The sequence below is a fragment of the uncultured Psychromonas sp. genome, assembly GCF_947489755.1.
Taxonomy (GTDB): Bacteria; Pseudomonadota; Gammaproteobacteria; order Enterobacterales; family Psychromonadaceae; genus Psychromonas.
The window spans coordinates 146,707-170,766 of the sequence record NZ_CANLFB010000002.1; the positions used below are offsets into that span (position 1 = coordinate 146,707).

Genomic DNA, 24,060 nt, shown 5'->3' on the forward strand with positions numbered 1-24,060 from the left:
TTTCTGCTCCTGCTCAATTTAGGCCACATAAAAAAACGCCTCGATAACAGAACCGTTATCGAGGCGTTTAGTATAACCAGAAAAATCACACTTAGTTAATTTCTTGATTCTCTTTAATCAGTTTATCAACCACACTTGGATCGGCTAATGTAGATGTATCACCAAGCTGATCACTTTCGCCTGTTGCAATCTTACGTAATATACGACGCATGATTTTACCTGAACGTGTTTTCGGTAAACCTTCAGCCCAGTGTAAAATATCAGGTGTTGCAATCGCACCAATCTCTTTACGTACCCATTGTTTTACTTCAGCGTATAGCTCTGGAGATGAGTACTCACCCGAGTTCAATGTGACATAAGCATAAATACCTTGTCCTTTGATTTCATGTGGCACACCAACAACGGCCGCTTCTGCAATTTTAGGGTGAGAAACCAATGCACTTTCTATTTCAGCGGTACCCATTCGGTGCCCAGATACGTTTAATACATCATCTACGCGACCAGTGATCCAGTAATAACCATCTTCGTCACGACGAGCCCCATCACCGGTAAAGTACATATCCTTAAAGGTTGAAAAGTAAGTTTGTTCAAAGCGATCATGATTACCATAAAGCGTACGCATTTGACCTGGCCAACTATCAAGCATGACCAAGTTACCTTCAATTGCACCTTCTAGAATGGTACCTTCGTTATCAACTAAGGCAGGCTGTACGCCAAAGAATGGGCGAGTTGCTGAACCTGGTTTTAGATCCGTTGCCCCAGGTAGCGGAGTAATTAAAATACCACCCGTTTCTGTTTGCCACCAGGTATCAACGATTGGGCATTGTTTGTTACCAATTTTATCGTAATACCACTGCCATGCTTCAGGGTTAATAGGCTCACCTACCGACCCTAGAATGCGAAGTGAGTTACGATGGGTGCCTTGTATTGCTTCATCACCTTTTGCCATCAATGCACGAATCGCAGTAGGCGCGGTATATAATAAAGTCACTTGATGTTTATCAACCACTTCACTCATACGTGCAGGAGTCGGGTAGTTTGGTACACCTTCAAATAATAGGGTAGTCGCACCATTCGCTAATGGCCCATAAACTAAGTAACTATGTCCTGTGATCCAACCTACATCGGCAGTACACCAATAAATATCACCTTCTTGATAATCAAATACATATTTGAAGGTCATTGCTGCGTAAACTAGGTAACCACCTGTTGTGTGTAATACACCTTTTGGTGTGCCAGTAGAGCCTGATGTGTAAAGAATGAACAGTGGATCTTCAGCATTCATTGCTTCTGGTTCACAATCCGTTGGTTGTGATTGTGTTACTGTTGTCCAATCTAAATCGCGCCCTTCAATCCAATTAACATCGCCACCCGTATTTTTAAATACGATGACATGTTCAACACAATCAGTGCCATCACGTGTTAACGCTTCATCAACATTTGCTTTTAGTGGCACAGTACGGCCGCCACGTCGACCTTCATCGGCTGTGATCACTAATTTTGAACTACTATCGATGATACGACCAGCAATGGCATCAGGAGAGAAACCACCAAAAACAATAGAATGTACAGCACCAATACGCGTACAGGCTAGCATTGCCACGGCTGCTTCAGGTGTCATTGGCATGTATAAACAAACGACATCGCCTTTCTTAATACCTAACTCTTTTAAGGCATTAGCAAACTGACATACTTTTGTGTAAAGCGCTTGATAAGTGATTTTTGCATCTTGATCAGGAGAGTCGCCTTCCCATAGCAAAGCAACTTGATCCGCTTTTGTCGCTAAATGACGATCGATACAGTTAACAGAGACATTCAACTCTCCATCTTCGAACCATTTAATGTTGACATTACCTGGAGCGTAAGAACTGTTTTTGACTTTAGTGTAAGGTTTCATCCAATCTAAAATTTTACCTTTCTCACCCCAAAATGCGTCTGGATCTTCGATAGATGCTTTATATTCAGATAAATATTGGTCATTGGTTAGCAAGCTTTTTGATGCTAGTTCTGGTGAAACAGGATAAATATTATTTCCGCTCATTGTTCGCTCCGTTATTACATAATAATCAATTGCTCATATTTTTATTGTTTGTATCGTTACTAATAATGCTGTTATAGGTGTTGCTATGGTTCTGTTTAATAAATCATCGTTTTATTCTAGTTCAGAGATTAAATCGTTATTGTGAGGAATGCCTCTGTTGTTAAATAAATGTTAAAACTCACCTGCTTAGCTGTAATTTTGAGATCAACATCAATAAAAAGTTAACGATAGCTAAATATATTGTTAGGCTTTTTATTAACGTTTTTGATATTTACGACTAAGCTCTAATAACACCTTTAGTGGCTGTAAAGTTGTTTTAGCGGAGAAAACCTAAGGGCGTTAGTTTGTATAAACAGACTAAAGTGTGAGGGGGAAGGATGAAAAAACAACAACAGGGTTTTGCCGTATTAACAACGGCCGTTATATTAAGTGTGGCTAGTATTGCTTACACGACACACATGGCCTATTTGCAATTAATCGATAATAAAGTGTTAGCTAATTACTATCGTAACAGTGAAGCTTTTGCTAATGCGGAGTCAGGCGTTAATTTAATTCTGAGTAAATTAAATACGGTGACTGTTGCTACAGAGATGATCGACAACCTGCCTTTTACGTATCCTAATCAAGTCATTCCTACGACACCTTATCAAGTTACGGTCACTGCAATAACAACCAATAAATTACAGGTCTCTTCTATTGGATACTCAGAAGATGGTTCTGCGTTACGTAACATATCCGTCGAGGTCTATTATTATATTGATTTTGACACGCCGATCGCGCCACTTCTGAGTAACGGACAGTTAAAAATTAATGCCTCAGATTCGATTAATGATGGATGTGGTGGATTATCGGTCTCTGAATGTCGAGCCCCTGGTAATATCGCGAAAAAAGTGATCGTTAGCCATCCTGTTGTTAATCAAATAACAGCTAACCAAACCATGCCTAATGGAGCAAATAGCGACGCAGCAGATATCAATGTTGCTAGTTTAATTGATTCTGATACAACTCAGAACTCTACGCTTTGTGTTGATGATATTGAAGGCGCTGGAAATAGCCTTAATTTAGAGGCGATTTATGGCCAGCTTGTTGATGAAGAAGGAGCAACTCGACTTCAGGAGGTCAATAATAATCAATGGGGAGCCATTGCTTCAATAACTAGTCCCATTTTTGATGGGATCGCTGCAATCGAAGATACCGCCAATGCAGGTTCTTTGTTTGAAAGTACTTTTGGGGTGACTTGGGAAAGTGCAAAAGCGCAATTTAGTCATTCAGAGTCTGTTGCGTATATCGATATGACTAGCATAAATACAGTGAGTTGCTCTGAAGAACTGCAATATGTTGATGATGAAATTAACCTTATTTATATCAAGGGAGATTGCGTTATCGATTCACTCGATGCGATAGAGAGCAATGCTTCTAGCATGATTGTTGATAACCATTTTACGATTGGCTCAACGGATAATCCTAAAATGGTCTTCATCGAAGGTGGGGCATTTATCGCTCCAGTTAATATAGTCAGCACAGTGATTGGTATGCTGTACTTAATACCCGCTACTTATGATGTGGTAGATAGCAATGGTAATGCGCTTTATATTGACGGCATTAAACAAACTCAACAAGAGCAAGATATTGATATCGCAGGTATGCAAGTCAATGGCTCTTTATTGAGTGAGTATAATTGTACTGCAAGTGCGCCTAGCAATGTAGATAACAGTGCTCAAAAACACTTTTCCACTCGCTATGATAAAAGTGTCTTAAATTCATTATACAAACAGCTAGGTATGACACCTGTTGAAAGCCATTACCAATTAGTCGCTGGTACATGGAGGGATTTCTAATGCATGTAAAAGTAAAAGGATTTACATTTATAGAGGTGTTAGTGTCATTAATTGTTGTAAGTTTAACTGCAATAAGTATCAGTGGTTTACAAATAAAGGTGGCAGAACAACAAGGCAATAATATTGCTCATGCATCTGCTATTTCGATGGCTACCGCTAAGATAGAACAGATCATCAGTATTATTGATCCTGATGATTTAATCGCATTAAATGAAACGTCAGAAACCAATGTACAGATAGCAAATACCACATTCACCATATTATGGAATATTAATGATGTGGTGGGTGAGTACAATGGAGGAGATGACTTTAAACAGGTTAAGATGAATATTTCTTGGATTAATAACCAAGGGGATCTGCAACACTTCACTCATTTACAGCAAATCAACTTAGGTTCTTTATTATCTAGTGTTGATAAGCTATTCCCTATCATTATCGCCACTGAACTATCACCTGATGAAATTATTTATTTTGATCCTAAAGTAGAGTACCAAGAAGGGGCATTTGTTATTTATGACAGTGCACTATATCAAGCGACATCTCATTATTCGATTGATAATGAGCCGCCTCTGGCCGTTATTGACCCTAATACAGGCCTTTTTATTAGCAGTGGTGGTTGGCAAAGTTATGGCCCAATAGATGATACTAATTTAATAAATAACAGTAACTTAGCGTCACTCTTTTAGAAATAATAACAATGTTATGATTTTGTGATAAATAAGCTATTGTCAATGTGCTATTATTGAACAATTAAAGAGCAGCAATGCCCTAACTTATATATCTTATTTTGAAGGAATGTTTGGCCAATGATTGAAAGCCAACTTATTATATTACAACAAGCTAATACCTACTTGAGCACTGTTTCAGAACAGCAATATACTGAAGTTATTACACCTACTTTTATGAGTTCTGCTGGTGCACATATGCGCCATATTTTAGATCATTATTATTCGGTGATAAATGGTTTCCCAGAAGGATTAATTGACTACGACAAGCGCAGTCGTGGTGGGGTTGTTGAAAGCTGTCCAAAAGCGGCACAAAAGGCAATTGAAGAAATATCTACTTTTCTAACGTCACTAACAACAGAACAACTTCAAAAAACAGTGAAACTATCCACTGAAATCTCAGTGGTCGATAAGCAAGTAGCCATCGTTGATACAACACTTGGTCGAGAAGTTATTTTTGTTGGAAGCCACGCCGTTCATCATTTAGCGACGATTAAACATATTGCACAAGCACAAGAAATAAAAGTAGAGGGTGATTTAGGTATCGCACCTGCAACAGCGACTTTTTTACGTACGGGTTAACTAAATATGTGCACATTAACTTATCGTTTAACTGAACAAGGCTACCAGCTATTTTTTAATCGCGACGAACAACGTACTCGACCTCAAGCCATTCAACCGACTAAAAATACTCTATTAAAATCCGCTTATCCTATCGACCCGACTGGCGGTGGCACATGGATTGCCGTTCATGAAAGTGGCGTAAGTTTAGCGTTACTAAATTATTACCAAGCTCAAATTGACCCTAGTTTCAAAAACTTTGTTAGTCGTGGTGTAATCATTCCACACTTGTTGTCTCATATTGATGATATCCATCAGCAATTATTAAATATGGATTTAAGTGTTTATCAAGCCTTCCAGTTATGTGTATTCGATAATGACTTATCTGCACAAAAAAATAAAACACAACAGGCTTGCCAATATATTTGGGACGGACAACAACTTGCCTTCGCAACATTATCCGTCGAAACATCATTGCCAATCACCTCATCAGGTGTGGATTACGACAGAGTTTATGCTTACCGACAACAACAATTCAATCATATGATTACTGGAAAGCAAGCGACAACCGCTGACTATATTAATTATCATCAGCATCAAGGTGAATCAGGGAAGTGTTCCGTTAAGATGTATCGAGAAGATGCAAAAACGGTGAGTTTTATTCAGATTGAAGTGAACCAAGAGATGAGTTTAGGCAGTAAAGTGCTTATTGAATACGTCGATTATTTAACACCGCTCCCTACTCAGGCTTTATTACTTACTCTCTAAATATGTTTTAGGTAGTAAAATTAATGCTGAATACGTCGATTATTTAACACCGCCTCCTACTACTCAGGTTTTATTACTGATTCTCTAAATATGTTTCGGTAGTAAAATTAATGCTGAATACGTCGATTATTTAACACCGCCTCCAACTCAGGTTTTATTACTTACTCTCTAAATATGTTGAGCAGAAAGTAAATAACTCAACATGACCGATACAGTATAAAAGAGTCGTTAACTGTTTTTCTTTAATAATGTGGTGGGCGCATTTCTTCTTTTTCAGAAGCTAATTGATTCGGCTCACTTTCTTTTAATTTAACCGCTAATAAAGCAACTTGTTCAATAAGCTGCTGAGTGCGTCGCTGTTGTTCAAAGATTTCTTTATTCAATGTATCGATATTATCTTCCTGAAACGCTATTTTCATTTCTAATTGTTCGATACGCTCTTCTAATTCTACTTGTGTGCTATTCATGATCTCTCTTATAAAGGCGCTAACGGCCAAATCTCTAATAATCCTGCAGAACTTTCAGTCACAATCGCTGAATCGTCCCATAATGTTGCAGAGTATACTACAGCTGTTTTAGCGCGTGTTTCTTTTCTTGGGGTAACTGTCCAATCTTGTTTTTTTAAGCCTGTATTGGTATCCCACAGCGTGACTGATTTAGTGGCATTACCGGTTAATAAATATTGGCCATCTTTAACAAAGCGTACCGTTGAAAAAATGGATTGGCGCTCATGATAAATAAGCGTGCTTCTAAGCTTTCTTGTTTTTAAATCCCATATTTGCGATGCCTTTTGCGTATCTGCAATAAAAGCAAAGCGGCCATTCTTTTCTAATCTCACCATACTAATACGTTGATCAAATTGAAACTGTTGTATTACCTGTGCTGTTTCTGTGTCCCATAAAAAAGCTTGATGATCATTACCGCCAGATAATACATAACGGCCATTGTTCGACATATCAATACTGTTTATTTTTTCTCGGTGTAAACGGGCTTCCAAACGACGCCCGTTAGCTAGGTTGATATGAACTAATTTACCGTTAACCTGTCCATACACTACATATTGGCCATTCTCAGATAATTGAATATCACGTATCGGCGAGTCAGATACTTGATAAAAGCCTAACGATTTCCCTGTTTTGGTATCCCAAAGGGCAAATTCATTGCGGCTTGCCGTTAAGGCAACGCTGTTATTTGATGATAAACGAACAATAAATACATCATTATTTTGATTGTTATGGTGATACCAGTTAAATAGTAGTTTATTGTTACGGTTATCCCATAAACTGATACCGTGGTGAATGGAAGAAATAAGCGAATAATCTCCATTTTGAGATATATCGGCACTAAACGCGCCCTGTACAGCATGTTCAAACTGTTGTGAGGGTTGTGAGTATTGCTCACAAGCAGATAATAATAGGGTGCTTACGAGTAAAAGGGATTTAAAAGTATTAGCTAATTGCATGATTAAATTGTCTTTGTTGATAAACAGCTTTAAGGTTAGTATAAGTTAACTGTTTTAGATACTTGCTTTACAATTTTTTGAAGTGAAATCAAAGCTATTTGTTTTAATTTAATATTTGGAGTAACAATGAAAAACATTTTTAAAGTTTCTTTATTAGCAGCAGCTGTTGCATTAACCGTTGGTTGTAATGAAAAAGAAGAGCAAGCAGCACCGACTCAAGAAGCAGCTGCCGCAACATTTAAAGATGCTAACGAAAAAGCAGCCTATGCAATAGGTGCTTCATTTTCTCGTTACGTTTCGACTACATTAGAGAAACAAGCTGAATTCGGTATGGCATTAGATAAAGAAATTATCCTACAAGGTATTACAGATACTTTACGTGATAACTCTAAATTAACTGATGAAGAGATGATCGAAACATTAAAAGCTTACGATACAGAAGTAAAAGCAGCAGCAGCAAAGCAGCAGCTTGAATTAACTGAAAAAGCAGCAGCTGAAGCAAAAGCGTTTTTAGATGAAAATGCGAAAGTAGAAGGCGTAACAGTAACTGATTCTGGTTTACAATATTCTGTTATTACTAAAGCTGAAGGTGCAAAACCTGCTGCAGAAGACACAGTGACAGTACATTACGTAGGTACACTACTTGATGGTACTGAATTTGATAGTTCAGTTGCTCGTGGAGAACCTGCTAAGTTCCCACTTAACCGCGTTATTCCTGGTTGGACTGAAGGTGTTCAATTAATGAGTGTTGGTGAGAAATACAAATTTGTTATCCCTGCTGACTTAGCATACGGAGAACAAGGTGCTGGTTCAATTCCACCAGATGCAACATTGATCTTTGAAGTTGAATTACTAGGTATCGAGCCAAAAGAAGAAGCTGCTGAATAATTAACAGCTAACCCTCTTCTCTTAAATAGGCCACTTAATGTGGCCTTTTTTATATCTGATTTATGCCTAAAATAAGATGAATAAAAATAACGAAATAAAAAAGCTAAATAAAAAACTGCATTAATGTCTCTCTATTAACTTATTACTATTAATCGATTACCTTTAAAAAAGATCATTGCGTTCAATACTTTGTAATAGCCACTTTCCAGACTTAAATGATAAATGACAAACACTGGCATTATGAATATTAAATTGGCGAGGGGCATCTACCGGAATGTGTAAGATCTGTTTAATTAACATCACAATTGATAAACCGTGCGTCATCACCGCAATAGATTGACCAGAGTGCGACGTTTCAATTTCATTTATCTTCTTAAATAACCGCATTTGTACTTCTGCTAACGTTTCACCTTTCCCAATTCGATAGTTTAATTCGCCTGAAAATAAACGATTTAACTTCTGTCTATCTTCTTCCGTTAATTGCTTTTTAGCTTGTCCGTCCAAATAGTCATAACTAATTTCTCGTAATCGAGGGCAAGTTTGTACCGGTAATTTTTTGATTGCTGAGAGAGGCGCTAAAGAAGTGATTGCTCGACCTAAATCACTGCAATAAAGTTGCTGTAATGGAATAGAATCAAAGTAACTCACTAAATGTAAAGCTTGTTGCTGACCAAGTTCGGTTAATGGACTATCTGAATGTCCTTGAAAACAACCCTGTTGATTAAATAAGGTTTCACCGTGGCGAATTAAATATAAGTCAGTCATCGTTACCCCTAACGTAAATGAGCACTAATATTAGCACCTAAAAAAAGCAAATAGTGTATCCTATGCGATAATTTTTAGTCGGTTGTTTACAAGCTTTTAGGTGGTTAATGTGATTGGTTTTGATGTGATTATTATTGGCGCAGGTGCGTCTGGTTTAATGTGTGCAATTGAAGCGGGTAAACGCGGACGTAAAGTATTATTAATTGAACATGCAAAACGCATTGGCCAAAAAATAATAATGAGTGGAGGAGGGCGTTGTAACTTCACTAACTTATATGTTGAGCCAAGTAACTTCCTATGTACTAATCCGCATTTTGTAAAATCAGCACTAAGCCGTTACACACAATGGGACTTTATTGCGCTGGTGGACAAACATAATATCGCTTGGCATGAGCGTGACCATGGGCAATTATTTTGTGATGATAGCGCAAAACAAATTGTAGGCATGTTATTAGATGAAGCGAAAGCCGCTAACGTCACCATCAAAACACAATGTGAAGTAACGGAACATCAGCAAATAGCTGACAATCATTTTACCGTCAACACAACGCAGGGTGAGTTCGAGTGTCAGTCATTAGTGGTAGCAACAGGGGGATTATCTCTCCCTAAACTAGGCGCAACGCCTTTTGCTTATCAATTAGCTGAAAAATACAATCTACCCGTTAAACCAACTCGTGCAGGGCTGGTTCCTTTTACATTACAACCTGTATTAAAAGACAAGCTAACAGAACTCTCAGGTATAAGCCTTCCTGCCACTGCGACTTCCATCAAGAAGAATGCAACAAAGAAAGACTACCCAATGAGTTTTAGTGAAGCACTTTTATTCACACATCGTGGTTTAAGTGGCCCAGTTATTTTACAAATCTCTAACTATTGGCAAGCGGGCGATACGATCTCAATTGACCTTTTACCAGGTGAAGATCTAAGCCAACTACTTAATCAAACACAACAAGATCGTCCTGAAATAGCTTTAAAAACAGTCTTATCACACCATTTACCAAAACGTGTCGTGGAATGTTTATTAGGCTTCGCTGAAATCGAAAGCCGCCCGTTAAAACAGTTTAATGAAAAAGAGCTCTTACAAGTCGTTGAACTCTTCCACCAATGGCAACCACTGATTAATGGCACCGAAGGCTACAGAACAGCCGAAGTGACATTGGGTGGTATAGATACTGATGTTATCTCCTCTAAAACCATGGAATGTAAATCAGTTAAAGGCTTATATTTTGTTGGTGAAGCAATGGACGTCACAGGTTGGCTCGGAGGCTTTAACTTTGCATGGTGCTGGAGTTGTGGTTGGGCTGCAGGGCAAGAAGTTTAGTTTTTGTTGTCACAATAAAGTGGCTATGAGTTTTTTGGGGCGCAGGATTCATCCTGCTTTTTGATTCTGTAAATAATTTTTTAAATATCACTCGTTCCCACGGTCCTCCGTGGTAATGCATAGTTGATAAGTAAATTGATCCTCGCTTTCACGTTAAACTCATTTTTAGGTAAAAGGTAAGCGCTGAACTTCTGACGTTTTTTGAGTGTTGGTTCGTCTGCGCTCATCCAGTCGGTTTGAATTTTATTCACACGGCTAAAACTACCTTCCGTTACTACCGATACAAATGCACGCATGGCGTCGATTCTATCCATTATTAATTTCACCTCTAACGCTATTATCAACGTTATGTTGTTAGTTATTTCTTATTTACTATCTTACTCTTTATTTTTGTTGATAGTAAAGTCTGTGCATCCCAAACGCATGGGACCATATACAACTAACACAATCCAAACAATGATAGAGGAACAAACAATGAATACTTCACTAACAAACAAAATATTTGAATCCAATGCTGGATTCGCTGGCTTGATACTTCGAGCGCCTATTGGTTTGATTTTAGCCGCGCACGGAGCACAAAAATTATTCGCTTGGTTTGGTGGTTACGGCTTAGACGGCACTGGTCAATGGATGGCAAGTATAGGGCTCACACCGGGTTATTTAATGGCAGTACTCGCGGGTAGTGCTGAGTTTTTTGGTGGTTTGGCACTATTATTGGGATTGTTTACACGCCCAGCGGCAGTAGTGGTCGCATTCGCCATGTTGATTGCTATCTTTTCAGTCCATATTGGTAATGGTTTATTTCTTGCGAACAACGGTTATGAATACGGGTTAACCCTTTTTGTTGTTCTGGTTGCCATCGCTGTACAAGGTGGCGGTCGTTTCAGTATTGATAATTTAATTTTCAAAAAATTAAACCGTTAATCTGATTCTTTTAAATACTAATACTAATACTAAGGCAAGTTCGTGGTGAAATTTTAAATAAATAAAAGTGAGAAAACGATTATGTTAATCAATGGTAAATGGACTGATAATTGGCAACCAGTACAAGCAAAAGATGAGCAAGGTCGTTTTATTCGTCAAACTTCATCGTTTCGTAATTGGATCACCGTGGATGGTCAAGCAGGTCCAACAGGTAAGAGTGGTTTTAAAGCAGAAAAAGGGCGATATCATTTATATGTTGCTTTGATCTGTCCTTGGGCATCACGTGCATTAATGGTACGCCAATTGAAAGGTTTACAAGAGATGATTGATATCACTGTAGTAAACCCGACGCTTGGCAATCAAGGCTGGCAGTTTGGTGGATTTGATGGCGCAGGTGAAGATGTCATCAATAGCGCTGAATTTATGCATCAAATCTATACTAAGGTTGACCCAGACTTTACCGGACGAGCAACCGTTCCAGTGATATGGGATAAGCAAAATCATACTATAGTCAATAATGAATCTGCTGATATTATACGTATGCTTAATACGGCCTTTAGCGATTTAGTGCCTAATCAGGTGAATCTTTTTCCTGATGAATTAGCTAATGATATTGAAGCACTCAATACAGAATTGTATCAGCAACTTAATAACGGTGTATATCAGGCTGGGTTTGCAACAACACAAGCCGCTTATGAAGAAGCATATCATCACGTGTTTACTATGCTCGACAAACTTGAGTTGCGTCTTGGCGATGGCTCTCAATATCTGTTTGGTGACAATATTACCGAAAGTGATATTCGTTTATTCGTCACACTAATACGATTTGATGCCGCTTATTATGGTTTATTCAAATGTAATCGCAATCAAATCAAAGAGATGCCTTTATTACATGAGTATATGCAACGCATTTTAGCACTTGATGGCATTGCAGAAACAGTAAGCTTAGATCATATCAAAGCGGGTTACTATTCTATCAAAGCGTTAAATCCTGGTGGCATAGTCCCTATTGGACCTCATGCTCTTTAACCTTTGGTCTTGATAACCTCTGTTTCGAATAAGAAAAACGATGCCGTGTTGTTATTTAATAAATCGGGTCATTAAACCTAAACCGGCTTGGAGAAAAAATGAACAATCTAAATATCGCTTTTATTTCTCATGGCGGTGGTCCAATGCCGCTGCTTAATGATCCTCGCCATACGAAACTAGTGACATACTTAAAGTCACTGGCTAATAAACTACAGAAACCCAGTGCCATTTTGTTGATTAGCGCACATTGGGAAGAGGCAGTGGCGACCATTACCGCCAACGTAAAACCTAAAATGATCTATGATTATGTTGGTTTTCCAGCAGCAACCTATCAGTTGCAATATCCCTGTCCTGGGGAACCCGAGTTGGCAGTAAAAGTCCAACAAGCCCTAAAACAAGCGGATATACCAGTAAAATTAGATTATCAACGGGGTTATGATCACGGTTTGTATGTGCCATTGATGCTGATGTATCCAGAAGCTGATATTCCTAGCATCCAGCTTTCACTAGTGAATAATCTAGATGCCCAACAACATTTAGCCATCGGCAAAGCATTGCAATCACTTGATTATGATAATCTTTTGGTTATTGGCTCTGGTTTCTCATTTCACAATATGCGGGAATTCTTTTCAGCCAATACAAATGATAGCCAGAAGAAAAACCATGAGTTCGAACATTGGTTACATGCCAGTCTAAGTGATGAAAAATTATCTGAAACAGAACGAAATACAAGAATGATAAATTGGTTTAAAGCACCTCATGCTCGTTATTGCCACCCCCGTGAAGAACACTTATTGCCATTACATGTTTGTTACGGTTTGGCAGGTCGGGTCTGTGATGAGCATGAAACAGTCACTATCCTTAACAAACAATCAAGTGCATTTGTATGGTGTAATCAATCGAAAGATATTTAAAAATACAAAATTTTTTAGGTTGAAAAATTGGACTTAAATTTATAGTTCACTGAGGCGCTTTGGGTCACAAACCGAGTTAGAAAGCTATAAATATGTGGCTAAAATACTAAGTAATGCAAAATGAAAGACCTGACCCGAATGGCATGAAATAGCGTTAAAAACAGTCTTATCGCACCATTTATCAAAACGTGTTGTGGAATGTTTATTAGGCTTCGCTGAAATCGAAAGCCGCCCGTTAAAACCGTTTAATGAAAAAGAACTATTACAAGTGGTTGAACTCTTCCAGCAATGGCAACTACTGAACAATGGCACCGAAGGCTACAGAACAGCCGAAGTGACATTAGGCGGTATTGACACTGATGTTATCTCCTCTAAAAACATGGAATATAAATCGGTTAAAGGCTTATATTTTGTCGGAGAAGCAATGGATGTGACAGGCTTGGAGGCTTTAACTTTGCATGGTGCTGGTGCTGCAGGGCAAGAGGTGTAGTGTATTCGATCTATTAAAGCGAAGACGTTTTGAATGGAACGAAGACAATCTTTTTGGTTTTTATTGCTAACCAATTGTATTTAAATGAAATAGATTGTCTTCGTTTGAAAGTTTTGTGTGCTTGAGTCCTTTAAACGGTAAAGAACTTATCACCTTGAGACAGCTTTAAAATTATGTGTTTTCTATATTTATCATCTGGAATATTGTCTGAAAGCATCGATAGAATATGTTGACCAGACAGTTTTATCGACTCATCAAACATCTTCTTGATGTATTGGGCATCAATATCATCAATAGAATCATGAAGAACAAAATTTGGCCTTGCTGACTTTGTATCACCAACAGATTTTATGTATGACATATCGAATGTAATCACTTCAAGCCTTTTTAGGCCACCTTCATTGTTAGACTCTACATCGTCAACAGTAGGGGAGCAGTCACCTTTAACTTTATTTAAATTGAGACTGAAATTATATTCGACACCATAGAATTTTTTCGTGTATTTTTTGAAATTCTTAATTAATGATTTTTCAAAAATTTCTACGTTACTAAGTTCACTTTTAAGTTCACTAGAAAGATCTGTAAGTAAGTCTGTTTTATCATTGAATTTTGTTTCAATTGTGTCTTTTTGTTCAATGATAGCACTAAGCTTTATCAGTTCTTTAGAAAGCTCACCGATGTTCTTAACTGTTTCCGATATGTCTTCAATTTGTTTCTTGGATTTAAGTTCAGCGAAAAGGGCTTCTTTTTTAGGTTTTAATTTTTCAAACTTAATAGTGCACTCACGTTGCTTCTGTTGCAAAGCTGCTAGGTCAGTAGATACAAACTCTTTTTTTGTGCTCAGAAGTTGATTATGGAAGTCTAAAGATGAACTAAAGTCAGTCATCACAGATTCAATTTTAACATTCGCATATTCGTAAACTGCACGAAGTTCATCAATTAGGTAGCACTGGTCTTCACTATGGAGTATCTCATTAGTTTTCAGGATATTTTTTATCTTTAATTCTAATGATAAGATCGATTCTGATAGTGTGTTTTGTTTATCATCAATATCATTTATATCGCTGACAAGTTTAAGTTTATCGACATCTTTATCTGTAGATAGTAATGATTTTTCTAATATTCTAATTTCTTTTTTAATCTTAGTTATGGAGGCGACAGTTTTTTGTTCTGAGATAACACTACTAAAAGAGCTTAATTGATCCTTGTACCTCTTAATAGCAAGCTTCAATTTATGTATATTGGTTAGGATTTCAGTGTCGTTGAAGTTGAATAGATATAAAAATACAGTATTGATGTCTGATTTAGAAATGCCTCTACCATTGTCAAATTTTACTGTATGAAGCATTCTATGCTGATTGGTTCTTAAAAATTTGGGCGCTAGTTTCCGTAGGGTTGGCTTTTCAGAGAACACATTAAAGATTGATTGCATAATATGAGAAGTGTATATTTTCTTGCTAACTTCTTTGCTATTAATAGAATAGCTTTGCAATTCAGTGTTTGTAGATAAACGTCTTTTTAAAACACTATCTTTATTGTCTACACCTAAATACTCCAATGTCGCATATACGATGCTATTGGTGAATAGGTCTTTTATTTCAGCATTTGGTGTTTGAAACTCATCATCGATATATATTGGGTTAATTGAGCCATCAAATAGATAATCTAGAACTCTTCCAAGTGTCGACTTACCAACACTATTTCCCGCGTAAAGAGAGTTTTTATCGTTAGTAATTATGTTTAGCTCGTCATTAAATGGGATATCTCGAACAGTTTTTCCATCAATTTCCAGAAAAAATCTATTTAGCTTCATTGATGAAAACCTCTGTGTCATTGTAATTAATGGCTGAAATAATATAGAGCCAATCTAGCGCTAGTATAATGTGATCAATTGATACTGATAACTCTTTACTTAATGTCTTAAATAGCAAGGTCGTCTTGATGCGCTTGTTCTTGCGATCATTCAATTTTTTTAGGATTTGCGCTCCAATGTATAAAATGTTTATTTCTGGATGATTCCCTTTAATTGGTAGCATTTGGGTTCTCCAAAATTAAACATTCGACAAACGCGTGAGCGACAACAATGTTAATACCTAGCTGAACTTGCTCTTTGTATGGAGGAACATTTGCAGATTTATAAACAAACTTACGTAACTGTTTGATGACGTTATCAACGATATCATCTGCATGTTCTCGAATCTTAGCCATGTCTACATCAAATGGATCTATTTGGTATTTTTCTAATGCATTAAAATACATTTCATTAAGCATCAGCAATGCGGATTGTTTACCATTGATTATATTTTGGTCGACTGTGGCATATGCTTTCTCAATATGAGAGGAAGAAGATTTATACTGTTGAATAATTCTTTTATTTCTTCCTAGATCATTGTGTTTTATTTTTTTTAAAATCGTAGATGGGAATGTACGGTCCCGCAGATCAATTTTCACGGATATCGAAATAATCTCATTAATAATAAGATTGATAATTGAATCGACATTTATTTCTGGTGATTCAACTGTGATTAAATCACCTTCTACTTTCTGTACTGTTATTTGATTTCCGGACATAGGCTATAGCTCGATGCTTACATCGCCCTTAACAACACCCTGATTGACATTATTCTTACCAGTCTGGGTTACTTCCTGATAGTTGTCATGAATATCGTTATTTTCTGCTTGGATTATTTTTTGTTCAAGGGTGGTATTGGTAACTGTAAGGTTTTCGTTACGTATTTGAAGCTTATTATTAGAGGCGTTCAACGATTCACACTCTAGTTTTATTTTAGTTGTTTGAATTTTAAGCTCATTATTAGAAGCGTCTAATATTTCATATTTAACTTTTATTGCGTTTGCTTGTTTTTTTTGTATTAATCCATAAAAGCCACCAATTACAGTAAATACCCAAGCAATGGCTACGCCATTAGGAGAGCTAAAAAAATTGGTAAATTCAGTCATAATGTTCCATATGAGAATAGAGAAAAATATATTATATGTTTATATTAATTTTAATCTAGTCATTGCGATTAAGTATTTAAGATATATAGGATTGATCACAGCGTCCATGTTGTTTTTTGATTATATTTTTATAAAGTAATTGATGGGAAATATTGAAATTATACAAGTGAGTCTACCTCTTTATTTACTTCCATTTGATTTATTGCAACAAATTTTTATTGTGGTCATTGAAGATGGCTATATATGAAAAGTGTAGTGGGCAACTAATTTTAACCACTTAGTTAGAGAATAATCACCAACATCATTTTTTAGAAAACAGGCTAGCTATGTAAAAAGGTAAAAAGGTAAAAAGGTAAAATGGAAGGCTCTGTGACCTTTTTATGGTACCCAAACAAAAAAACGCAGCGAAAGCTGCGTTTTAAGATGGTTGTTTAATCGAGTAGGATTAATTTAAGTTAGTCTCTTCTTCTACTTCATCCGTACTTTCTGGTTCAATTAATTCAGGCTTTTCATGTAAATCTGCTTTTAATTGACCTTTACGGTTTTTTAATACGGTATCTAATTTTTTAGCGGCACTTGTAATAGCAGGGTACATAACAGGATCATTACCTTTAGCAGCAAGGCTGGCTCCTTCATAGTTGGTGCGAATTTCAACATTAAACTCACCGTGCTCTTTGGAAATGATAATATCTAGCGAGATAAGCGAAGGAAAGTGAGTAGATACTTTAGCGAATTTTTCTTCTAAGTGCTTTTTAATGCTATCAGTAATCTCAACATGGTGACCGGAAGTATTTATTTTCATAGATTGCCCTTAATAGATTTAACGTGCATTACAACTATATACTTGCATAAATAAAATCTCTATACAAATACCAACATATATTATTAGAAATCAAATAAATAGATTGTCTTATCCTACTATACGCCCACATTATTTAACATAGTACCCATAGTGATGTGTTAAGTAACTTAACTACAAACCTGTCGCTACCTATCCCATTTTTCGGTAAAGCGACTTAAATTATTTAAGGATTATAGCTTATCTCCGTTTGAATACACTTAAGCGATCGGCTTTAATTTTAAAGTTGGCTTGACCACTACATAACGCCGCTTTACTGCCTTTTAAAATAACTCGCCATTGTCTTCATGTTACGCCTTATCTCGGTGGCTGAACTAACGACTGAATCGTAACTTTTGGTTGGTCGCAGAGTATTTAGGTTCTTGGGGAGGAATAAAGTATTACTTGGTTAGGTTCATGCAAAACAGTTCATGCAAAACAATTGTATAAAAAGCCGATAAACAAGCTTTAACTGGTGTAAAGCTCATTTATCGGTAAAAACTTACTGCATTTGTAATTGAAACTGCTCGATAATCTGTTTGTGTTTTTGTGCTAATGCACCTGCTTTTACAAGAGGAATGCGCGTTAAATCCACTTGTTGATTCGTTTTAGAAAACTCGCTGGCAAAGTGTGCTGCTAATTCATGTTTACGGCTTTGTTGAGATAAGTCTGCAATCTCTGCAATGTCGATAGTCGGGTCAAAACGATGAAAGCCTTTATAATTGAAATGTTTGTCTACTTGTAAATCGCTGAGACGTACAAATTCGTCCATTAAAGCACGACTTAATGTGTTTAAAGATATCGTTTCAAGCATTAAATACAGTGTTACATCAGTCATTTCAGATAATGTACTACGCTCAGTTTGGTGCACTTTTATATCCACTAACCAGAGACCGTTCGGACGTTGTTGCACGTCATCAAGGCTTAAGTGGCTATGATCGTAGGTGATTTTTTCAAGTATATTATTAATGTTTTCTTGAGTGCTTATTTGTATTTCTGCTTCAGGTTCTATTGTGTGTTCTTCACTCTCATCGCTTTTGCTTTCATAGAACTCTGCCATTAACGGTAAATCAATATGTGTATTAAAAGGGGTTGTTGTGCTGTCATTGAGTGTTAGTTTAAATAATTCTCTAACTTCATGTTCGCGTGATTTTTTAATGGCTAAGAAAACACTTTGAATAATCTCTGATGTTGGTAATTCTTTTTCTACTCGCCATTTTCGACCGAATAATAATTTTTCTTGATTTGGTTTCTGTGATGATTTTTTATGGTAGTTATCATGCCCGACAACACCGACTTGAATATAAATATCGCCTAGGTCTTGGGCAGCAAAAACAACATATCTAGGATCATATTCAATATCACAAATAATCGCTTCCACACTCTGTAAAGTATGGTGGTAGGTTAAGTAATGTTGAGGAATACAGTAATTACCATTACTCAGTAAAACCTTTGGCGCTTCAGGCATTACCTTTTCACCTAAACGCAACGGAATTTCTTTTACCATCTGAGAAACCTTATTATATTTATTTAAAACTTATTATATTTATTAAAAATTAATACGTAGTTCAAACCTGTAAGGTTCACTCATCTAGCAAAAAGACCCATGCTATCAATAAATAATTTCATCCTTTTAATATTTATATCAAAAAACCAATATGTCATTGCTTTTTATTGAATAGATATCTTATATGCCTCTTTTATTCGAGAAATGAAGGGCATAAAGGTACCAATATTATAAGGTTATTATTGTGTTCAATAACCAAAGCGCGTTGACTCAAATCGGTTTAACAATAGGTGTACCGTATGGCATAACAATAACGTTAAAATAATGGCGACTGTCATACTACTTATTCGATACATAGCGCTGAATATTAAATCATTATCTGCATTTAAATACTGTCCAAAAAGTATTCCTAAGGTGGTCATTGCGCCAAAACCGATACTGGAACCACCGCCTTCTCGTAAATGAAATTGGCTAAATAAGAAAATACTTATCCATAATAATGGGATAACTAAGAGTAATAAATGCGACCAATCATAAAGTATAAATTGGCATATAACCCCAACAGATACCCCCAGTATAGTCCCGATAGCGCGTTTTCGCGCAGTGTCGAGCACACCATTCCAATGCATTGGAAACAAAATTAAAATGGTGCTTGCTTGCGCTGATAATGAGTCTTGTAAGTCTAAAACTTGAAAGGCAATAAATGAGACGGTTGCGACTGTTGCGCCTAATAATGTTTCATGACGCATTCGATGTGGCGCTTTAGGGCTAGATCCCCTGGGTGTTCTAGGTTCAACATCAGGAAAGAGCGCCATCATTAAATAAGCGATGACGACTGATAATAAAGTTGCGAAAAAATTATTGAATAATAAGTTGTTTAAATCAGTATCGGGATAGCTAGCAAAGTTCAGCATGATGCTTAGCATGACCACACCAAAGGCACCAAATAGAAATGAATTACCTTTCGACATTGCAATAAAACGATAGACAAACAATAAAAAAACCACCGGAATCATCATGCCTGGAAAGCCGCCTAATAAAGTAGTTAATAGACCTACTTCAATAATAGCCATGGCAGATGACGCAATTATTTGGCGCATTGCATGTGCGCTCATTACAGGGGCTAAACCCAGTAATAGCATCGGTGTAATGGTAAAAAATATGCCATAATTCCAATTAAATAGCTTACATAATGTAAAACCAATGGTTGCACCCGTGGTAATACGTATACATTGACGTAAATCGTTTGCAGATAACGGGTTATATCTCGTTGACATGTTAATTACCTTATTTAAAACAGAGCGTTTTAAAACAGCAACTTCTCATTACTCGTTAGCTATGAGAGGTTGCTTATCGTTTAGTGATTATTAATGATGGTTAGTGCTTTAATAAATAAAGAACTAATACATACAGTGTTAATAAATTACAGGGCTAATAAATACAGAGTTAATAGATATAATGCAGAAGGCTGATTAGCTTAATTTGGCTAGTGGCGAAGAACTTAAAAAACACATTCTCAGGTAATAATTGAACCGTGGCTCTTGCTCCGGCAGGTAAGCTAGGAGTTGATAAATCATCTAACGATAAATGCAGTCTTAATCGCTGTGCATCTCGTACCCATCGAGTTGATTCTTCTGGTTCTGCTAAACGCCCATCGGCATTAAATTGCCCTGCACTCACACCTGCATCAATACTTTTTACTGTTGCAGGGTATAAAAGACCCGGTACACCATCAAAGGCAATTAATGCAGAAGAAGTTGCTTTTACATTTCGAAGGTTTTTTTCTCTAAAGTCAGCAATAATATCAACCTTATTCGAGATGACCGCGAGTAGAGGTTGGCCTACAGTGGCAAAGCTACCGACTTCTAATTGTAGATTCGTGACAACGCCAGCTTGGTCTGCGTGTACGTCTGTGTAAGATAAATTGAGTTTTGCTTGTGCTAGGTTATTTTCAGCTCGACGCAATTTTAAATTACCTTCACCATGACTTCCTCGATTAATTTTTAGCTTTTTCAAACGAGCATTCGCAGCTAAATAATTTGCATTTGCTGTCGTTGCATCACTATCTGCTTGGTCTTTTTGTTGCTGTGATACGCCATGATTTGAATATAATGAGTCAAGTCGTTTAGCTTCACTACGCTTTTGTTTGGTTGTTGCTCGACTTGCTTTAATGTCCGCTTCTGCCGCTAATATCGATGCATCTAGTTCGGCATTATCTTGTTTCGCTTGCTCTAATGCTAACTGAGCTTCTAAAAAGGCTAGTTGATAAGGTGCTGGATCTATTCTAAATAATAAATCACCTTTTTGGACAGATTGATTATTGATGACGCGTATTGTTTGAATTTTACCACTAATTTGCGGTGTTATTTTAGTGACTGCTCGAGTAGCCATCGCCTGTGGTGTTAAAGGGATTGTATTGTCGGCCAATAAGAAGTATCCGAAGATCAGAATGAAGCCTAAAGTCGCTATTTTTACTAGACGGGAAAATTGTTGTTCTGGTGTCATGTTCGTTCTCATATAAGGTCGGTTGTTGATTTATCTGATATCTTTAATTTTTTATTTACATTATCGCCAATGATGTTTATTACTCGCTCAAGCTCAAAGAGCTCATCCATACTGACGCCATCCAGCAATTCAATACGCACTTCAATAATACGAGCTTCTATTTTTTTTAATAATACCTTACCGGTTTTCGTTAACGTAACAATTCTTGCTCGCTTATCTTTACGACAAGCGTGGCGCTCAATCAGCCCTTGTGATTCTAATTGCCCTAAGGTGCGCATTAGCGAGGAAACTTCTATTTCCAATGCGTTAGCTAGGACCTTTTGACTCACGTTGCCACCCAAACGTAACAGCTTCCAAAGTGCGGTCCAGCGTGGGTAAGTTAATTCCAATGGGCTCAGTTCAATATCGATAACATTACGCCACATGCGATACAAGCGTCCGAAGTCTTCAGCTAGCGATAGTTCCTTTAATTGCTCTATGTCTTTTGGCATTTATCTTACCTATTGAATTTATGTCATTGAAAATATCAGCTATTACTTAGCGTGCTAAGTATTTTACTTACTTAGCACGCTAAGTAAATAGCAAATAGAAGATTATGGTTTAAATGCTTTAAATGAATAGGGGGTGAAGGTTATTGTGTTGATTGAAGTTGATTAAGTGTTAGCCCTATTGATTCAGAGCTTAGCGTTATTAGTGAGTCACTCGTTATTTTTCGAGTTACAAAGAAAGGGCTAGATACAAAATAATGGCTGTTAATTTGTATCTAGCCCTACAGTTACAGCTATACGCCCAGCCATACATCATTTATAGCCGCACCGTTTTTATTACCGCGTCTCGATGACCTTTTTTGTTAGTGCTTCATGTTAGCTTTTTGCTTTTAAAGGATTTATAGGTAATAAAAGCACTATTTTAATTTAAAGTAACTGACAGAAGTCAGTAGTTCTTTACTGAGATCTGAGAGTGAAGAAGCTGATGCCATGGAGACTTGTGCTCGGTTACTATTTTCTTCGGCCACTTGGTTAACATCACGTACGTTGGTTTGAATTTCATCCAATGTATTAGTTTGCAAAGATGAGACGGCTGACGTTTCTTTAGAAATATCTTTAATCTGTTCAACAGAAACATTAATTTCATCGATGACATGGCCCGTATTTGACACATATTCAACACTTTCTAATGATTTACTATGACTGTGATTGATTACTGATACGGCACTTAATGTACTGCGTTTAAGCGTTTCTAGTGTTAATTGAATTTCACCTGTAGCATCTTGTGTTCGTTTTGCCAAATTCCTTACTTCATCTGCTACAACGGCAAAACCACGACCTTGTTCGCCTGCTCGAGCAGCTTCTATCGCTGCATTTAGTGCGAGTAAGTTAGTTTGATCGGCAATACTTTTAATCACTTCAACAATATTCGTAATGTTATCGGCTTCAGTATCGAGTTGTTGAATCGCGGTGACAGAGTTTTCAATCTCGCCCGCTAACCCTTCAATGGAATGAATCGTCGCGTTAACGATTTCTTTGCCTTTTTGTGCCGACTCAATAGCACCGTCTGATTTTGAAACTGCATTATCGGCATGTTCAGAAAGTTGTGTCGACACAGCATATAACTCATCTACTGAGTTTGATAATTTAGCCATTTGTGAGCGTTGAAACTCAGCATCATTAATACGTTGTTTATTATCGCTGAGTAAACCATCGGTTGAGGTATCTAAGTTATTGGCTAATGAGATAACGGATTTAAAAATAGTTTGTAAGTTGGTTGTCATGGTGAAAACCGATCTTTTAATTTCGCTAATCTCATCTTTATTCTCACCAACCTCAATGGTTCTGCTTAAGTCTCCTTTAGCTAAAGAAGAGGTCACTGACACAATAGAAGATAAGTCTTTTTTGAGCTTTCTGAGCATTAATACAGAAACAATAATAACAATGATAAAAATACTAATAGCTAAAATAGTTGATTGAACTTCGATTTTATTTTCTTCCGCTATTATTCTTTCTGAGCGTAAAGCGACTAATGTGTCATGCATATCGTTGATGTTATTAATGCTGTCGTTAATAGGTACAAAAGCTTGGGAGACTTCTTTTTCTGCTTTTTTTCGAACGACAAAAGTTGCTTGCGTTAACCAAGCATCCGTCAGAGTAGATAATGCTTTATTAAGCTGACGTACTTCTTTTATCAGTTGATCTCTCACTTGGACAAGCCCTTTATTGTCTTCTAGTTCAAGTGTCGTATTCCATTCATTGTGCAACGCTTCACTGGTTATCGATAAGCTGTTGGCATAATCATCAATAAGTGCTTTTGTTTGATTGGTGGTATCTTCTAAGTCTTCTTGTTCGATTGCTTTTGCTGAAAATAACATGCCTATATCTTCAGATAGTTGGTAAGACTTGTTAACGTTTTTCCATTTATTATTAACGCTTGTATAAAACATGCGAATATCTGAATCTAATGTGACGTTATCTACGATCGTTCGACTATTGGTAACCAGGTTAATTGACATAAATAGCAGGGCACACAACA

The 24,060-nt window shown here is 36.9% G+C and carries 25 protein-coding genes; 10 read left to right on the plus strand and 15 right to left on the minus strand.

Translation table 11 applies throughout. From position 1 onward, the window contains the following. Window positions 1–91 precede the first annotated feature (91 nt). Window positions 92–2,041 carry an acetate--CoA ligase gene (acs, locus tag Q0794_RS01860; RefSeq protein ID WP_298939773.1) on the minus strand — a complete coding sequence of 650 codons (1,950 nt, stop codon included), beginning with the start codon at window positions 2,039–2,041 and terminating at the stop codon, window positions 92–94. A gap of 377 nt (window positions 2,042–2,418) precedes the next feature. Between acs and Q0794_RS01865 the strand changes: the two genes are divergently transcribed. The 4 genes from Q0794_RS01865 to Q0794_RS01880 all read left to right on the plus strand — a co-directional run bounded on the left by Q0794_RS01865 (window position 2,419) and on the right by Q0794_RS01880 (window position 5,933). Continuing rightward, complete coding sequence (locus Q0794_RS01865) at window positions 2,419–3,879, plus strand: hypothetical protein (protein WP_298939774.1); 1,461 nt, start codon at window positions 2,419–2,421, stop codon at window positions 3,877–3,879. After that, window positions 3,879–4,565, plus strand: coding sequence for a prepilin-type N-terminal cleavage/methylation domain-containing protein (locus tag Q0794_RS01870; RefSeq protein ID WP_298939776.1), 687 nt, complete (start codon window positions 3,879–3,881; stop codon window positions 4,563–4,565). The genes Q0794_RS01865 and Q0794_RS01870 overlap by 1 nt, the downstream gene beginning before the upstream one ends. Window positions 4,566–4,685: 120 nt before the next feature. Continuing rightward, window positions 4,686–5,186 (plus strand): DinB family protein, encoded by a 501-nt coding sequence (locus tag Q0794_RS01875; protein ID WP_298939777.1) that lies wholly within the window; start codon window positions 4,686–4,688, stop codon window positions 5,184–5,186. Window positions 5,187–5,192: 6 nt separating this feature from the next. Beyond that, window positions 5,193–5,933 carry an NRDE family protein gene (locus Q0794_RS01880; protein WP_298939778.1) on the plus strand — a complete coding sequence of 247 codons (741 nt, stop codon included), beginning with the start codon at window positions 5,193–5,195 and terminating at the stop codon, window positions 5,931–5,933. 242 nt (window positions 5,934–6,175) lie between these two features. On the opposite strand, the gene Q0794_RS01885 is transcribed toward Q0794_RS01880, so the two are convergent. Next, complete coding sequence (locus Q0794_RS01885; RefSeq protein WP_298939779.1) at window positions 6,176–6,400, minus strand: SlyX family protein; 225 nt, start codon at window positions 6,398–6,400, stop codon at window positions 6,176–6,178. An 8-nt stretch (window positions 6,401–6,408) separates the two neighbouring features. After that, a complete protein-coding gene (locus Q0794_RS01890; RefSeq protein ID WP_298939780.1) occupies window positions 6,409–7,395 on the minus strand; it encodes a hypothetical protein in 987 nt (328 codons plus the stop codon). Between the two features lie 126 nt (window positions 7,396–7,521). Here Q0794_RS01890 and fkpA point away from each other — a divergent pair, with 126 nt between their 5' ends. Then, a complete protein-coding gene (gene fkpA / locus Q0794_RS01895; RefSeq protein ID WP_298939782.1) occupies window positions 7,522–8,283 on the plus strand; it encodes an FKBP-type peptidyl-prolyl cis-trans isomerase in 762 nt (253 codons plus the stop codon). Window positions 8,284–8,445: 162 nt separating this feature from the next. Here the strand turns inward: fkpA and Q0794_RS01900 are convergent, their stop codons facing one another. Further along, a complete protein-coding gene (locus Q0794_RS01900) occupies window positions 8,446–9,048 on the minus strand; it encodes a histidine phosphatase family protein (protein WP_298939784.1) in 603 nt (200 codons plus the stop codon). 109 nt (window positions 9,049–9,157) lie between these two features. On the opposite strand from Q0794_RS01900, the gene Q0794_RS01905 reads away from it, so the two are divergent. Then, window positions 9,158–10,369, plus strand: a complete 1,212-nt coding sequence (locus tag Q0794_RS01905) for an NAD(P)/FAD-dependent oxidoreductase (RefSeq protein ID WP_298939786.1) — start codon at window positions 9,158–9,160, stop codon at window positions 10,367–10,369. Between the two features lie 80 nt (window positions 10,370–10,449). On the opposite strand, the gene Q0794_RS01910 is transcribed toward Q0794_RS01905, so the two are convergent. Continuing rightward, window positions 10,450–10,683 carry a hypothetical protein gene (locus tag Q0794_RS01910; RefSeq protein ID WP_298939788.1) on the minus strand — a complete coding sequence of 78 codons (234 nt, stop codon included), beginning with the start codon at window positions 10,681–10,683 and terminating at the stop codon, window positions 10,450–10,452. 160 nt (window positions 10,684–10,843) lie between these two features. Here Q0794_RS01910 and Q0794_RS01915 point away from each other — a divergent pair, with 160 nt between their 5' ends. The 4 genes from Q0794_RS01915 (at window position 10,844) to Q0794_RS01930 (ending at window position 13,726) form a co-directional block, all read left to right on the plus strand. Next, window positions 10,844–11,293 (plus strand): DoxX family protein, encoded by a 450-nt coding sequence (locus Q0794_RS01915; RefSeq protein ID WP_298939790.1) that lies wholly within the window; start codon window positions 10,844–10,846, stop codon window positions 11,291–11,293. Between the two features lie 81 nt (window positions 11,294–11,374). Beyond that, a complete protein-coding gene (locus Q0794_RS01920; protein WP_298939792.1) occupies window positions 11,375–12,322 on the plus strand; it encodes a glutathione S-transferase family protein in 948 nt (315 codons plus the stop codon). Window positions 12,323–12,420: 98 nt separating this feature from the next. Continuing rightward, a complete protein-coding gene (locus Q0794_RS01925) occupies window positions 12,421–13,236 on the plus strand; it encodes a class III extradiol ring-cleavage dioxygenase (RefSeq protein ID WP_298939794.1) in 816 nt (271 codons plus the stop codon). Window positions 13,237–13,429: 193 nt separating this feature from the next. Continuing rightward, window positions 13,430–13,726: an NAD(P)/FAD-dependent oxidoreductase gene (locus Q0794_RS01930; protein ID WP_298939796.1), complete on the plus strand. Its 297-nt coding sequence runs from the start codon at window positions 13,430–13,432 to the stop codon at window positions 13,724–13,726. A 130-nt stretch (window positions 13,727–13,856) separates the two neighbouring features. Here Q0794_RS01930 and Q0794_RS01935 read toward each other — a convergent pair whose 3' ends face one another. From Q0794_RS01935 to Q0794_RS01975, 10 genes are all read right to left on the minus strand, one after another. Beyond that, complete coding sequence (locus Q0794_RS01935; RefSeq protein WP_298939798.1) at window positions 13,857–15,539, minus strand: DUF2326 domain-containing protein; 1,683 nt, start codon at window positions 15,537–15,539, stop codon at window positions 13,857–13,859. After that, window positions 15,526–15,762, minus strand: coding sequence for an ABC-three component system middle component 6 (locus tag Q0794_RS18265; RefSeq protein WP_366522484.1), 237 nt, complete (start codon window positions 15,760–15,762; stop codon window positions 15,526–15,528). The genes Q0794_RS01935 and Q0794_RS18265 overlap by 14 nt, the downstream gene beginning before the upstream one ends. Beyond that, window positions 15,749–16,297, minus strand: a complete 549-nt coding sequence (locus Q0794_RS01940) for an ABC-three component system protein (protein WP_298939800.1) — start codon at window positions 16,295–16,297, stop codon at window positions 15,749–15,751. The genes Q0794_RS18265 and Q0794_RS01940 overlap by 14 nt, the downstream gene beginning before the upstream one ends. Window positions 16,298–16,300: 3 nt before the next feature. After that, window positions 16,301–16,684 (minus strand): hypothetical protein, encoded by a 384-nt coding sequence (locus tag Q0794_RS01945; RefSeq protein ID WP_298939802.1) that lies wholly within the window; start codon window positions 16,682–16,684, stop codon window positions 16,301–16,303. Between the two features lie 445 nt (window positions 16,685–17,129). Continuing rightward, on the minus strand, window positions 17,130–17,486 hold the full coding sequence (gene raiA, locus Q0794_RS01950) for a ribosome-associated translation inhibitor RaiA (RefSeq protein ID WP_298939804.1): 357 nt from the start codon (window positions 17,484–17,486) through the stop codon (window positions 17,130–17,132). 538 nt (window positions 17,487–18,024) lie between these two features. Then, window positions 18,025–19,029, minus strand: coding sequence for a hypothetical protein (locus tag Q0794_RS01955; protein ID WP_298939806.1), 1,005 nt, complete (start codon window positions 19,027–19,029; stop codon window positions 18,025–18,027). Window positions 19,030–19,277: 248 nt separating this feature from the next. Further along, the gene (locus Q0794_RS01960; RefSeq protein WP_298939808.1) at window positions 19,278–20,306 is read right to left on the minus strand and encodes a DUF2955 domain-containing protein; all 1,029 of its coding nucleotides are present in this window, start codon (window positions 20,304–20,306) and stop codon (window positions 19,278–19,280) included. 169 nt (window positions 20,307–20,475) lie between these two features. Further along, window positions 20,476–21,534, minus strand: coding sequence for an HlyD family secretion protein (locus Q0794_RS01965; protein ID WP_298939810.1), 1,059 nt, complete (start codon window positions 21,532–21,534; stop codon window positions 20,476–20,478). An 8-nt stretch (window positions 21,535–21,542) separates the two neighbouring features. Then, window positions 21,543–22,025 carry a transcriptional regulator SlyA gene (gene slyA, locus Q0794_RS01970; RefSeq protein ID WP_298939812.1) on the minus strand — a complete coding sequence of 161 codons (483 nt, stop codon included), beginning with the start codon at window positions 22,023–22,025 and terminating at the stop codon, window positions 21,543–21,545. A gap of 413 nt (window positions 22,026–22,438) precedes the next feature. Continuing rightward, window positions 22,439–24,040 (minus strand): methyl-accepting chemotaxis protein, encoded by a 1,602-nt coding sequence (locus Q0794_RS01975; RefSeq protein WP_298939814.1) that lies wholly within the window; start codon window positions 24,038–24,040, stop codon window positions 22,439–22,441. Window positions 24,041–24,060: the final 20 nt, after the last annotated feature.